16 protein-coding genes are annotated in these 13567 nt (G+C 37.4%); 10 read left to right on the top strand and 6 right to left on the bottom strand.

Annotated features, from left to right (window positions below; all coding sequences use genetic code 11):
* The first annotated feature begins 65 nt into the window (after positions 1 to 65).
* The 5 genes from G7Y57_RS11190 (at position 66) to bla (G7Y57_RS11170) (ending at position 3404) form a co-directional block, all read left to right on the top strand.
* Entirely contained in the window at positions 66 to 641 is a 576-nt protein-coding gene (locus G7Y57_RS11190) for a DUF5063 domain-containing protein (RefSeq protein ID WP_165023950.1), read from the top strand.
* On the top strand, positions 635 to 1219 hold the full coding sequence (locus G7Y57_RS11185; protein WP_165023948.1) for a 3'-5' exonuclease: 585 nt from the start codon (positions 635 to 637) through the stop codon (positions 1217 to 1219). The genes G7Y57_RS11190 and G7Y57_RS11185 overlap by 7 nt, the downstream gene beginning before the upstream one ends.
* 87 nt (positions 1220 to 1306) lie before the next feature.
* Positions 1307 to 2215 (top strand): DnaJ C-terminal domain-containing protein, encoded by a 909-nt coding sequence (locus G7Y57_RS11180; RefSeq protein ID WP_165023945.1) that lies wholly within the window; start codon positions 1307 to 1309, stop codon positions 2213 to 2215.
* Positions 2216 to 2232: 17 nt separating this feature from the next.
* The gene (locus G7Y57_RS11175; RefSeq protein WP_165023942.1) at positions 2233 to 2520 is read left to right on the top strand and encodes a chaperone modulator CbpM; all 288 of its coding nucleotides are present in this window, start codon (positions 2233 to 2235) and stop codon (positions 2518 to 2520) included.
* Positions 2520 to 3404: a class A beta-lactamase, subclass A2 gene (gene bla / locus G7Y57_RS11170; protein WP_255491424.1), complete on the top strand. Its 885-nt coding sequence runs from the start codon at positions 2520 to 2522 to the stop codon at positions 3402 to 3404. The genes G7Y57_RS11175 and bla (G7Y57_RS11170) overlap by 1 nt, the downstream gene beginning before the upstream one ends.
* Positions 3405 to 3565: 161 nt before the next feature.
* Here the strand turns inward: bla (G7Y57_RS11170) and G7Y57_RS11165 are convergent, their stop codons facing one another.
* Positions 3566 to 3886, bottom strand: a complete 321-nt coding sequence (locus tag G7Y57_RS11165) for a DUF3795 domain-containing protein (RefSeq protein ID WP_165023940.1) — start codon at positions 3884 to 3886, stop codon at positions 3566 to 3568.
* A gap of 76 nt (positions 3887 to 3962) precedes the next feature.
* Here G7Y57_RS11165 and G7Y57_RS11160 point away from each other — a divergent pair, with 76 nt between their 5' ends.
* On the top strand, positions 3963 to 4442 hold the full coding sequence (locus G7Y57_RS11160; protein WP_165023937.1) for a low molecular weight protein-tyrosine-phosphatase: 480 nt from the start codon (positions 3963 to 3965) through the stop codon (positions 4440 to 4442).
* An 18-nt stretch (positions 4443 to 4460) separates the two neighbouring features.
* Here the strand turns inward: G7Y57_RS11160 and G7Y57_RS11155 are convergent, their stop codons facing one another.
* Both G7Y57_RS11155 and G7Y57_RS11150 read right to left on the bottom strand, forming a co-directional pair.
* Entirely contained in the window at positions 4461 to 5411 is a 951-nt protein-coding gene (locus G7Y57_RS11155) for an NAD(P)-dependent oxidoreductase (protein WP_165023935.1), read from the bottom strand.
* An 8-nt stretch (positions 5412 to 5419) separates the two neighbouring features.
* Entirely contained in the window at positions 5420 to 5842 is a 423-nt protein-coding gene (locus tag G7Y57_RS11150; protein ID WP_165023933.1) for a hypothetical protein, read from the bottom strand.
* A gap of 234 nt (positions 5843 to 6076) precedes the next feature.
* On the opposite strand from G7Y57_RS11150, the gene G7Y57_RS11145 reads away from it, so the two are divergent.
* The 3 genes from G7Y57_RS11145 to G7Y57_RS11135 all read left to right on the top strand — a co-directional run bounded on the left by G7Y57_RS11145 (position 6077) and on the right by G7Y57_RS11135 (position 8825).
* Positions 6077 to 7012, top strand: a complete 936-nt coding sequence (locus tag G7Y57_RS11145) for an EamA family transporter (RefSeq protein WP_165023930.1) — start codon at positions 6077 to 6079, stop codon at positions 7010 to 7012.
* 63 nt (positions 7013 to 7075) lie between these two features.
* Complete coding sequence (locus G7Y57_RS11140; protein WP_165023928.1) at positions 7076 to 8263, top strand: DUF418 domain-containing protein; 1188 nt, start codon at positions 7076 to 7078, stop codon at positions 8261 to 8263.
* Positions 8264 to 8279: 16 nt separating this feature from the next.
* Positions 8280 to 8825, top strand: coding sequence for a GNAT family N-acetyltransferase (locus G7Y57_RS11135; RefSeq protein ID WP_165023925.1), 546 nt, complete (start codon positions 8280 to 8282; stop codon positions 8823 to 8825).
* On the opposite strand, the gene G7Y57_RS11130 is transcribed toward G7Y57_RS11135, so the two are convergent.
* Genes G7Y57_RS11130 through bla (G7Y57_RS11120) form a run of 3 tightly spaced genes read right to left on the bottom strand, consistent with a single transcriptional unit; the run spans position 8806 to position 10437 of the window.
* The gene (locus tag G7Y57_RS11130) at positions 8806 to 9231 is read right to left on the bottom strand and encodes a GNAT family N-acetyltransferase (protein ID WP_165023923.1); all 426 of its coding nucleotides are present in this window, start codon (positions 9229 to 9231) and stop codon (positions 8806 to 8808) included. The genes G7Y57_RS11135 and G7Y57_RS11130 overlap by 20 nt on opposite strands.
* A 6-nt stretch (positions 9232 to 9237) precedes the next feature.
* Positions 9238 to 9690: a GNAT family N-acetyltransferase gene (locus tag G7Y57_RS11125; protein ID WP_165023920.1), complete on the bottom strand. Its 453-nt coding sequence runs from the start codon at positions 9688 to 9690 to the stop codon at positions 9238 to 9240.
* A gap of 6 nt (positions 9691 to 9696) precedes the next feature.
* Positions 9697 to 10437: a subclass B1 metallo-beta-lactamase gene (gene bla, locus G7Y57_RS11120; RefSeq protein WP_165023917.1), complete on the bottom strand. Its 741-nt coding sequence runs from the start codon at positions 10435 to 10437 to the stop codon at positions 9697 to 9699.
* Positions 10438 to 10681: 244 nt separating this feature from the next.
* Between bla (G7Y57_RS11120) and G7Y57_RS11115 the strand changes: the two genes are divergently transcribed.
* Complete coding sequence (locus G7Y57_RS11115) at positions 10682 to 13549, top strand: TonB-dependent receptor (RefSeq protein WP_165023914.1); 2868 nt, start codon at positions 10682 to 10684, stop codon at positions 13547 to 13549.
* The last annotated feature ends 18 nt before the right edge of the window (positions 13550 to 13567 follow it).

The raw sequence follows: 13567 nt of genomic DNA, 5'->3' as shown, positions 1-13567 counted from the left end.
GTAAAAAAGAGGCGATGCCCCTTACTTTTATTTCGTAATTTTGTTATAATATAAAAAATGAAGAAATGGCAGAAGAATTAAAGGAAGTTGTCTATTCACGGGATTCTATAGAGTTTGTTACAGTAGCTGTACAGTATTGTGGCTATCTGGAAAACTTTGAAGATATAGAATCAGCTGAGCTAACAGACAAACTGACAAAGATATTACCCCTACTCTATCTGAAGGCATCCCTTGTTCCCGATACCGAAATGGTCAACGAAGAAGAGCCTGAAATAAGCGTAAGTGAAGAAAATTACAATTATATATCATCTAAATTATATAATGTATTCGGCAAAGACGACTCCTATCTGGAGGTATTTCTGCAAGATATGAAGTATAGTGAAACACCTATTGTAGCTAGCATCTCCGAGGATCTTACGGATATCTATCAAGATACAAAGAACTTCATTACTATTTACGAACGCGGACTGACAGAGAACATGAACGATGCGCTGTATGTATGCATCGAACATTTCAAGGTATACTGGGGACAAAAATTAGTAAATGTTTTACGCGCATTACATTCACTTAAATATTCAACAGACGATGAATTGCTGGGAAGCGATACGGATATAACAGATAATACAGACGATATATGGTGAGTACAATTACAAAAGAACAGATATCCGGACTTCCTCAAGAGAGTTTTGCCGGAAGGATAATTGTGGTCCAAACCGAAAATGAAGCTGAGAAAGCCTGTCAATATTTAGAAAAATACGATTCTATAGGGTTCGATACAGAAACTCGTCCCGCTTTTCGTAAGGGAGTATCGCACAAAATTGCATTAATGCAACTATCAACTAATGATACATGCTTTCTGTTCAGGCTTAATCATATCGGTTTGCCGGATTGTTTAGCAAATATTCTAACAAATCCAGCTATAAAGAAGATCGGATTATCTCTTAAAGACGATTTTTCTGCTATACATAAAAGGAAGCCACTGGCCCCCGAAAACTTCATTGACTTGCAAGACTTTGTGAAATATTATGGTATAGAAGACAACAGCTTACAACGCATTTATGGCATACTTTTTGAAAAAAGAATATCAAAGGGGCAGCGTCTGTCAAACTGGGAAACAGAAATACTTTCAGATGCTCAGAAAAAATATGCTTCTCTTGACGCCTGGGCATGCCTGAAAATATATAATGAACTAAAAAACAGAGCTAAAATCAAAAAATAAGATTGTAGCCTTTTTTGCAACATCCCTAAGTTATTTGTGATTAATTTGTTATAACTTTAAAATGTAAAATTAATATTTTAAATAGATATGGCATTTATAGACTATTACAGTATATTGGGTGTTTCTAAAACAGCTACTGCCGATGATATAAAAAAAGCTTATCGGAAGTTGGCCCGTAAATACCATCCCGATATTAATTCTAATAATGAGGAAGCAAAACGTAAGTTTCAGCAAATAAATGAAGCTAACGAAGTGCTCAGCCATCCCGAAAATCGGAAGAAATACGACGAGTATGGCGAAAACTGGCAACATGCTGAAGAATATGAGAAAGCTCGTCAGCAACAATCGCATAATGGAGGATTTGCAGATTATGGAGGATTTGGTGGCGGTGGCAACTATAGCTTCACTGAAGACAATGGCGAATTTTCAGACTTCTTCGAATCGTTGTTTGGCAACAGAGGAGGACGCTCCAGCAGACAGCAAAGAGGATTCAGAGGTGCTGACTATACCACAGAGCTACATATAAACCTTCGTGATGCATATGAGACCCATAAACGGGAACTTGCTGTAAACGGCAAGAAACTGCGTATTACCATCCCCGCTGGTGTAGCAGACGGTCAAGTAATAAAGCTTGCAGGGCAAGGCGGAGAAGGGGCAAACGGAGGACCTAAAGGTGATCTGTTTATCACCTTTGTAATAACTGAAGACACGAATTTCAAACGCGTAGGCGACGACTTATACTCTACGGCTAATATCAATTTATATACCGCCGTACTGGGAGGTGAAGAAATGGTCGATACCTTTACGGGGAAAGTAAAACTAAAAATTCCTGCAGGTACCCAAAATGGCACTAAAGTAAGGCTCAAAGGCAAAGGATTTCCTATATACAAACAAGATGGCAAATTCGGAGATCTTATTATAACCTATTCGGTCGAAGTTCCTACTAATCTGAGTGAAGAACAAAAAGAATTGTTCAGAAAATTAGCCAAGTCTTAACCCAAAGTATTACCATTATGAAATCCGAACTGATAATTATAAGCGAATACTGTATACAAAGTCAGATAGAACCCGACTTTATAATACAACTGGAAGATGAAGGATTGATAGAGATCAGTATAATAGACGATGAGCGTTATATACATATATCTCAACTGAAAAGCTTGGAGCAATATGCCAGATGGTATTACGATTTATCAATCAATATGGCAGGGATCGATGTTATTCATAATCTACTTGACAAGATCGACAATATGCAAGAAGAGATACGAAGATTAAAAGAACAAATACGTTTGATTGACTGATGAAGCGCACATTAATATTTGTAATCTTATCTGCAATAATACCTTTTGCTTTCGCCCAAAAGGATGGATTAAGACATAATATCCAAAAGATTATTGAAAACAAACAAGCTACTATAGGAGTTGGATTGATTGTGGATGGAAAAGATACGCTTACCATCAATAATAACCACAACTATCCGACGCTAAGTGTATATAAATTCCACTTGGCATTGGCGGTATTAAATTATATGCAGATAAATAATATTTCACTTGAACATGAGATATTTATCGCCAAAGACGATTTATTACCGGATACACATAGTCCACTAAGAGACACCAATCCTGATGGAAATTACAATATGTCGATAGCAGACTTAATAAAATATAGTGTTGCAAAAAGTGATAATAACGCCTGCGACATATTGTTTAAATACATTGGTGGAACAACAAAAGTCGATCAATACATCAAAAGTATAGGTATAGAAAATTGCCATATAGCTGCGACGGAGGCCAAAATGCATGAGCAGTTTGAAAACCAATACTTAAATTGGTCGAGTCCACTATCAGCGGTTCGCTTATTAGAGGTCTTCAGAAATAATAAGTTCCTATCTCCAATCTATCAAGATTTTCTATGGAAAACAATGGTTGAAACAACTACAGGTAGTAACAAAATAAAAAGCCTGCTTCCCGCAAAAACACTTGTTGCAAACAAGACAGGGAGTTCTTTTCGGAACGAAGATGGACTGAAAGCCGCAGAGAACGATATCGCTATTATCCGCCTGCCAAATGGGAAATACTACTCACTTGCTGTCTTCATTACGGATTCGATGGAAAACGATGATGTTAATGCAAAAATAATAGCAGATATATCGAAGACTGTATATGATTATTTGATAGCACAATAAACTAATTAACATGTGTTCGATATAAAGAAAGAAACAATAAAAAACATCATTCAACTTTGTCATCCCTCACTGCGTATCGGGATGACAGAATAGCTGAAAAACAGATACTAATAATAATTCATAACCCATATACTTTGCTTATATCGAACACATGTTAATTACTATTCGTCAACTTTCAAATTATAATAAGTAAGGAAATCTTTTTCGCCGATACGTCTCAATAACTCTTGATTCTTAATAAAGTCTTGTCCATACTTAAGCCATCGCTTAGAGAATGCCTTAAACTTGGCGCACGGAAAAATTGAACATTGATAACAATAGGTTATGCCTTTTTCTGAACAACATAGATGAAAGGTTTTACATTTCTCACATCTCTTTCTGTTAATATCGGCTCCGGGACAAGGGTTTTTCTCCCTTATATAAGTTGGGCAACCTCCGCAAAAGACGCCACATGCAGGTATTCTTCCACTATAACGTTTCATGACATTAAGAATATTTATAATGCTATAGCAATATAATAATTTGTATCTTTGAATCACTTAGTAAAATGAGCAAAATATGAAAAAATATAATGTGCTTTTTGTCTGTTTAGGCAATATCTGCCGCTCTCCCGCCGGAGAAGGTATCTTCAAAAAACTTGTTCAAGATAAGGGACTTGAAGAAATTATAACAGTCGATTCTGCCGGAACTTCGGGCTATCACGATGGTGTATTGCCCGACGACCGTATGCGGAAACATGGGGATCGCAGAGGGTATACCTTCGACACCCTTTCACGTAAATTCACTCCGAAAGACTTCGATAAGTTTGATATTATACTCACAATGGATGATAATAACTATAACAATATCAACAAACTGGCGATAGATCTGGAATCGAGAAAAAAGGTACATCGCATGACCGAATTTTCGCAACGTTTCACTCACGACCATATTCCCGATCCTTATTATTCGGGTGCTGATGGTTTCGAACTGGTACTCGACCTCTTAGAAGATGCTTGTGGTGGCTTAATGGAAAAAATAGAAAAAGGTGAACTATAACAGTTCACCTTTTCTATATCAGTTTACTTTACTAATTTCTCCTCCCTCGAAGAAATTAATTATATTCTTTGCTACCTCTCTCTGCATATCTAAACGGGCAGCATACGTTTGTGTTCCGGCATGAGGAGTCAGTACTACATTCTCGAAGCTGAACAATTCCGGTGAAATTTTAGGCTCATTCTCAAACACATCGAGTCCTGCCGCAAATATCTCTTCATTCTTCAAAGCTTCTATTAAAGCCTTTTCATCCACTAAAGCCCCACGTGCAGTATTGATCAGTATAGCTGTATTCTTCATTTTCTTAAACTCGGCTTCTCCCATTAAATGGCGGGTTTCGGCAGTGGCAGGAACATTCAGAGAAACAAAATCAGATTCTTTAAGTAAGGTATCAAAATCAACATAAGCAGCACCATATTTTTCTTCAATGCTCTTATCTAAACGGTGACGATTACAATAAATAATCTTCATCCCGGAAGCTACAGCACGACGCGCAACGGATTGACCGATACGGCCCATTCCATAAATACCCAATGTTTGCCCATATACAGGTAGTCCGGGATTATCAAACAACCCCCAACCCAATCGCTCGCCATTGTGCAATTTGTTGTTATAATAGCCCACTCTGCGAGCAGTAGCAAGCAATAAAGCGAAACATAGTTCAGCCGTAGGTTCGAGTACCGAATTTGGAGTATTAGTCACAGGTATGCCTTTTTGAGATGCATAATCTACATCTATATTATTATAGCCTACGCCATAGTTTGCAATCAGCTGCAAATTAGTACCTGCATCTATTATTTCTTTATCTGTCTGAAAAGAAAAATTAGGAATCAGTACATTTATATCTGATATAAGTTCTAATACCTCTTCTCTTTTGAAGTGTTCATTTTCAGGGTAAATCATTTCGAACTTTCCCTCCAGATCCTTAAATCCTTCGCGTTTGAAATCATGCCCCATTAATATTTTTTTCATACCGATTTTTATAATACGCCCTTTTCAACAAGCATTTCTTTCACTCTTACCCAGTCCACATAAGGTCTTTGAGATCCTTCATCATTATCCAATAGCGGGCAACCCAGATTAGCATCATCAATATACAGATGTCCGTAGGCTTTGGGCGACGATGTCCAGAAACGTTGTGTCGGATTTTTCTGCACACCATATAGGGGGATTCCATTTTCTTCAAACCATCGGATAGCATCAGACAATACATTTTCTTCGACAATAACTTCCTGCCCATCCACTTTTTTCTTCTTCTTGCGATCACTACGCATAGTAAAAAGAATTAGTCGATGCCCTTTCTCCACCAGTTCTTTCAGTACCGGAACAGCTCCTATATCATTCCCTATATCGGGAAATTCGTGAGACACACATGTGCCGTCAAAATCTATACATATATCCATAGTGTAAATATAATAAAGATAATACTTTCCAAATATATATTCATTATACAAGATATTCAATATTGAATGAAACAATTATCTATAAAAGATATAACTAACAGAATTATTACTAATAAAAGAATACATTTTATATAAATATGATTATTGCTGAATGCTTTTTTATTTTTATCTCTCTATTCCACCTGAGCGTTATTTAGAGTACTTTTGTACAAAAATCAGAGAGAGGTAGAATAAATGGACAAGAGAGTAAAAGGTAGCATATTTGTATTTCTGGGAGCATGTAGTTTCGGTGTATTATCTACTATTGTAAAAACGGCTTATGGCGAAGGATATACATTAGGACATATAACAGGTAGTCAGACATTTTTCGGCATGTTATTATTATGGATACTATATCTCTTACAAAAGAAATTATTCCCTACAAGAAGCTCATACGATATAGGAAAAGAGAGCGAACCTCAACCCAAAACCGCGTGGTGGAAAGTTTGTGCAGCAGGCATGTTCACGGGATTGGTCGGAATATTTTACTATCAATGTGTAAAACTATTACCGGCTTCTATCTCCATCATCCTGTTGATGCAATACTTGTGGATAAGTATTGTGATAGAAGCTATTATTTTCAAAAAAAAACCTACACGTATACAACTCATAGCAGTCTGTATTGTACTTATTGGAACTGTTTTTGCAGGAGGAGTATTCAACGAATCGCTTACGCTTAACCCTACAGGGATTGCCTTCGGTTTTTTAGCAGCACTAGCCTATGCGCTTTTTCTCATCACAAGTGGCAGAGTCGGTAATGAATTGCCTGCACTGAAAAAGAGTGCTTTAATGATAACAGGCTCGTGTATATTGACCTTTATAATCTTCCCTCCCCTATTCTTTTTCGATGGTGTACTGTTCGACGGACTATATAAGTGGGGATTAGCTCTCGCCGTATTCGGTACAGTAATACCTCCCCTATTCTTTTCTATCGGGATACCCAAAACGGGCGTGTCGCTGGGTGCTATATTCAGTACGGCCGAACTGCCTGTAGCCGTACTATCATCGTATCTTATACTTCGCGAAAATGTAGCTTTATTGCAATGGATGGGAGTGGCAATTATTCTGATAGCGATAGTATTACCTAATCTTAAATCACTGGCCAATCGGAACAAAAATCGTTTGTTATAATACTATATCAGGATTGTCAATTTAATAGTTTTAATTATATTTACAGTACCATAAACATAGTAAATGAAAGAAAACCTTCTGTCTAAAACACCACGCATAGAAGTCGTTGATGCACTTCGTGGATTTGCTGTTATGGCAATCTTATTGGTTCATAGTCTGGAACATTTTATATTCCCTGTCTACCCCGATCCTGCCACTCAACCCGAATGGTTGAATATATTGGATAATGGTGTATTCAGTATTATATTTTCGCTTTTTGCAGGCAAATCGTACGCTATTTTTGCCCTCCTTTTCGGCTTCACATTCTATATACAATACACCAATCAGCAATTGAAGGGTAACGATTTCGGTTACCGTTTTCTTTGGCGATTACTCTTATTAGTCGGTTTTGCCACTATAAATGCCGCATTTTTTCCCGGCGGAGATGTATTGCTATTATTTTCGATTGTAGGTATCTTTCTTTTTGCTGTGCGTAAGTTGAACGACAAAACCGTCTTAATACTAGCAATAATGCTGTTGGCACAACCCGTAGAATGGTTTCATTATATAGCTAGTATTGTCGACCCTTCGTACGCCCTGCCCGATCTTGGTGTAGGCGCTTTGTATGGCGAAGTAGCAACATATACCAAAGATGGTAATTTCGGGGAATTTATACTTGGAAATATCACTGTCGGTCAGAAAGCCAGTTTGTTCTGGGCTATCGGTGGCGGTCGCTTCCTTCAAACAGCAGGATTGTTTATGATGGGAATGTTGATAGGACGAAAACAGCTTTTTATTTCGTCTGAAAAGAATACCCGCTTTTGGGTGAAGGTGCTTATTATATCTGCTGTATTATTCTGTCCTGTTTATGAGTTGAAAGTATTATTATACGATAAAAGCGATGTACCGATGATTAAGCAATCAGTAGGTGTTGTCGCCGATATGTGGCAGAAATTCGCATTTACGTTTGTGCTTGTATCTTCATTTGTATTGCTATATCAAACCGAGAGATTCAGAAAGTTGACTGGCAATTTACGCTTTTATGGTAAAATGAGTCTTACAAACTATTTAACCCAGTCGATGATAGGTGCAGTTATTTACTTCCCTTTTGGTCTTTATCTAGCTCCATATTGCGGATATACCGTAAGTTTACTTATCGGTATCCTCGTATTCGTCGCACAGGTAGGATTCTGCAAGTGGTGGCTCAAAAGCCACAAGCAAGGACCTTTGGAGAGTATTTGGCATAAACTGACGTGGATAAAGTCGAAGTAAGAATATAGTATCAAACATGAAAAATAAAACAATATCATCCGATCGACTACTAATGAGAAATTTCTACGAAACGGATGTCGATAGCATTTATTCATATCGTTCTCTAGATAGCATTGCAAAATATCAGTATTGGGAACCTTTTACCAAAGAGCAAACAATGGCTTTTGTAAATCAATGCAAAAATATTGACCTGAATAGAATCGGTGAATGGATTGGTTTAGCTGTGATATGGAATGAACATAATAAACTTATAGGCGATTGTGCAGTGAAAGTCTCTGAAAACATAGCAGAAATAGGCTGCAATATTTCCCCCGAATATCAGAATAAGGGCATTGCCAAAGAAGCAGTAACCTTACTCCTAAATTATTGCTTCGTTAATAGAATTGTTGACGAAGTTATAGGCATAACAGATTCTGAAAATATAGCTTCTATAAAACTGATGAAATCGGTAGGTATGACCAAATCGACTGATTTTGAAGAAAAGGTTATGTGCAAAGGCTCTTGGTGTATCGAACACAGATATTCAATAAAAAGAGTCGCTTTTAATCGATCAACAACCTAAACACCGTTGTACTCCGTTCTTCAAAGCCCATTTTCTTATACAAGGCATGTGCTGATTGCCTTTCGATACTTGATGTAAGGTCTAGTTTTTGTATCCCTTCTTTACGGACAAAATCGATCGCCGCCTGTAATAGCTTTTCGGCAATACCTTTGCCCCGCATATTACTATCTACGACAACATCTTCTATCCACGCTTTTCTGCCTGTGGGTATTTGATAGATAACAAGTGTAAGTGTTCCTGCTATCTTCTCATCTTTAGCGAGAAATAAATAGCTACCCTCTGCATTTATAATCTTCTCTAAATATTCCTTTGTCGGTATCCGGCAATCGGGCGACAACTGGGGCATCAATCGGGCAAAAGCCTCGACAATATCTTCGTTTATTTCGGTCGGAATAAATATATCCATAACAGTTTATTTAATTAAATTGACATCGCAATCCAGCCTATACATATCGAAACCTTTATCCCAATAATCTTTAACGACCTCTCTTAGTTCTAAGCCAAATTTTGCGTAGAATTTATAAGCAAGCTGTGATGTTCTTACAGAAATGGTTTTTATACTTTCAATCTCCTTCATTTTTCGGATTCTAAATAAGGTCAACTCACGACCTACACCCTGCCCCTGACTTTTAGGGTGAATAATATCCCATGATATTTTCCCTGTTTCCCTGTCGTCAGTCAAATTAAAACCACCGCATCCAACTATTACACCATCAATATCGACTACATAATAATTATCGGCGTGATTGTCTAAATAATCTTTTAAATCCTCTTCCTCACTTGGGGAAAAATATTCGGGTGTATTTAACCTCAGCAATTCTATTAATTGCTCCTTGTCCGAATCCATATATTCTCTTATAACCATTTCGTATTATTTCTTATTCAATAATTCTCGTGTATGCTTTAGCAACTCAATTCCTCCAATCTCGCCATGACCGGGTATAACAACGCTTGCTTCAGGAAATTTATTCAGCACTTTATCGATTGTTTTCGCCCATTCGTTCACGTCTCCATCAATAGTATTTCCTAATCCTTTGGAATGAATATCTTTTGTCATACATCCACTAAACAGAATTTTCTCGGATGGAATATAAACTACAATATTATCCAAAGTATGCCCTGCACCAAGATAATAACAAAGAATATCTATATCGTTCATTTTTAAAACCAAAGAGTCTTTAAATCCATACTGCGGCAAAGGCAGCGCTTTCTCTCTTGCAATATCTATTGTCATTTCGTTAGCGTACGATTTCACTCCTTTGCTATGCAGATAGTCCAATCCTCCGATACAGTCTTCATGCCAATGGTTAGGAATAAACGTTGTAATTGCAGCATGTAACGAATCGGCAATCCAGTTGGCTAATACTTCCATCTGCGCATTTGTTACCGGTGTATCGAATAGAAATGCTTCTCCTTTGTCTACCAGAATCAATCCATTTGAAGAGACTTTTCCGAAACTGCCTATTTCAGCGACAGATACATGTACATAGGTTTTATCCGAGAGCTTGATTAATTCAATATCATCAGAAACTTTTATTCTCTGATGATCATTTTGGGCAAATATCGGTAGCTGGAATAATATAATTGACAGGATGATCAAATTTCTTTTCATTACTAAACACTTGATTTATTTACTATAAATGTCTCTTAGAACAAAGGTAATACATTTAAGCAATTGAAGCAGTAGCAAGTTTTTTATCATTAGTCGAGATTATGCTATTTATCAAAATTTCCATTAACAAAAAAGAAATATCCGTAACAAAAAAAGAGTGTTCGCGTAACTCAACCTTATCAGAATAGGTACTATCCTGTAACAATAAAGCATGTGCTTTGTGTAGATAAAATTTAGAATTTATATGCACAAGACAAATTATTTCATTTCACTTAATTCAAGAGGACACTATTACCTATTTAAAGCCGTCTTAACCGTTTTTACTTTATTTGTTACAACAACATTATTCGCACAAACATCTATAAAGGGAGTTGTGACAGACAGTAAAACGGGAGAAACTCTACCGGGAGTTACTATTTCAGTAAAAAATACAACCCACGGAGTTATAAGCGATGTCGATGGTAATTATGAATTAAATGTAGGACCGGGAAAGTACACGATTACAGCCTCGTGCCTGTCGTACAGCCCACTAGAGATTACAGACATAGAAACAAAGAAAGGAGAGAATACAGACTTAAATATTCCAATGCAGGAATCTCTTCAATCATTAAATGAAGTTGTAGTAATGGCAACAGCCCGGATAAACTCAGAAGTATCGTTGCTTAATTCGATGAAAAAATCGACAGGTATTGTCAGCGGAGTTTCTTCTCAGCAGATATCTAAGAATCAGGATAGAGACGCTGCCGAGGTGATAAGACGTATTCCGGGAATATCTATTATGGATAACAAATTCATTGTGGCCAGAGGATTATCACAACGCTACAACAATGTTTGGGTCAACAACAGTGCCACTCCAAGTTCCGAATCGGATACCCGTTCTTTCTCTTTCGACCTCATCCCGAGTTCACAAATAGAAAATATTATGATAGTGAAATCGCCACAACCCGAACTTCCTGCCGATTTTTCAGGAGGATTTGTGAAAGTGGCGACAAAAGGTATCCCAAATGAGAATTCGATGGAAATTACTTACGGAACAGGTTTAAATGCACAGACACATTTCAAAGATTTCAAATATAATCCGGGAAGCCCGACCGATTTTCTAGGGTTCGACAACGGACTTAGAAGCATCGGGAGTATTGTACCTCCAAGACTAAATTCTGACGATAAAGAAACAGTAGATGCCGTAAGCAGAAATGGATTCAATAACAATTGGGACATAAAAACTAAAAATCCTCTTCCCGACCAGCGCTTCTCGTTTGCTATGAACAGACGTATCAAAAAAGAAGGAGGACAGTTATGGGGGTTGACTACTGCGCTAAATTACAGCAATCTGAACCGTACACTCACCAACATGAGAAATGCACAATATGAGGTTTATAATGATATATCTGACCAAGTAGAACCCGATAACGATTATAGCGACGATCAGTACAATACAAATGTGCGGGTTGGAGCCATGGCTAACTTATCTTTTATATCGAATAACAATAACCACTACGAGTTTCAGAATATATTCAACCAATTGGGACAAAGCCGTTATACGTTACGCCATGGAACAGACTATACTAGCGGACGCGAGAAAAGACAAGAAAGGGAAGAATATTTATACTCGAGCAGAACAACATACGCCGGGCAGTTGACAGGGAAACACACATTGCCTTTTGCCGATAAACTGGACTGGACACTGGGATTCTCGTACGCTAACAAGAATCAACCCGACCGCCGTATGATTAACCGTACTGAAAATGCTTCGACTGACGAAGATCCTTTCAACGGACAAATGTTTATATCGCAAGCGGATATTGAGCGTAACTTTATTAAGTTGAACGAATATACCTATAACGCAGGAGCAAATTATTCACATGATCTAAAAATCAGTTCCGATATCACAACTACTCTGAAAGGCGGATTTTATGGGGAATATAAAACCAAGGATTACAAGACCCGGGATTTTGACTATCTGTTCAATGAAAACTATTTCCCATATAGCTTCCGATTCGGTAATGTAGTGAAGGATATATTGATTCCTGAAAACTTTGGAGCCGGTAAACTTTACATCAACGAATCTACAAACAATGTGGATAGTTATGAAGGTAACAACAAGCTTATAGCGACTTATCTGGCAATCAATATTCCTTACAAGAAGTTCAACATATATGCAGGGGCCCGTTTCGAACACGATATTATGACGCTCACCAACTACACATCGGGAACCGGTTATGAAACAAAAGACTCTGAATATAAAACTACAGATATTTTCCCTTCTTTGAATATCAGTTATAACCTGAATAAAGATAATATAGTGCGATTCGCTTACGGTATGTCCATCAATCGTCCCGAATTCAGAGAGGTGTCTCCTGCATCCTATTATGATTTCGATCTATTTAACCGAATCACAGGAAATCCCGACTTAAAAGCTGCTTATATACAGAACTTAGATTTGCGATACGAGTTTTATCCATCGACTTCTGAATTAATATCCGTTTCTCTTTTCTATAAGCACTTCGAAAATCCGATAGAATGGTCATTCATAAATACTGGAGGAGGAGCTCGTGTCTTTACTTTCGAAAATGCTTTATCTGCCCATAATCTAGGAGTAGAAATAGATGTAAAAAAGCAACTCGATTTTATAGGACTAAAAAACTTATCAGTAGTTCTTAATGGTTCTTTGATCAGCAGTAAAGTAAAATTTGATGAGAGTAGTATCGAAGATGAGCGACCGCTTCAGGGGCAATCTCCATTCCTTGTAAACGCAGGATTCTTTTATCAAAATGACCCGATGCAACTAACTGCGGGACTGATGTACAATATTATCGGGAAGCGGATTGTAGGTATCGGACTCAAAAGTAAGAGCGAGGGCAGCACCGTCAACGACGATATACCCGATATGTACGAGATGCCCCGAAATGTACTTGATTTCACAGTAACAAAGAGAATCGGAAAAAGTATAGAAATAGCCGCTTCAATCAAAGACATACTTTCTCAGGATATTTTCTACAAACAATTCCCCAAATTCATAGATAAAGAGGGAGTATTGCACGAAAGAGAACAAATTACACGACAATATAATCCGGGACAGAATATCAGTATTTCTGCCAAATTGAATTTCTAAAATTTAAAATAATTAGTT

It is taken from the genome of Dysgonomonas sp. ZJ279, from assembly GCF_011039205.1.
Lineage (GTDB): Bacteria > Bacteroidota > Bacteroidia > Bacteroidales > Dysgonomonadaceae > Dysgonomonas.
Note: the sequence above shows the minus strand (reverse complement) of the source record. Positions and strands in the feature narration are given on the sequence as shown.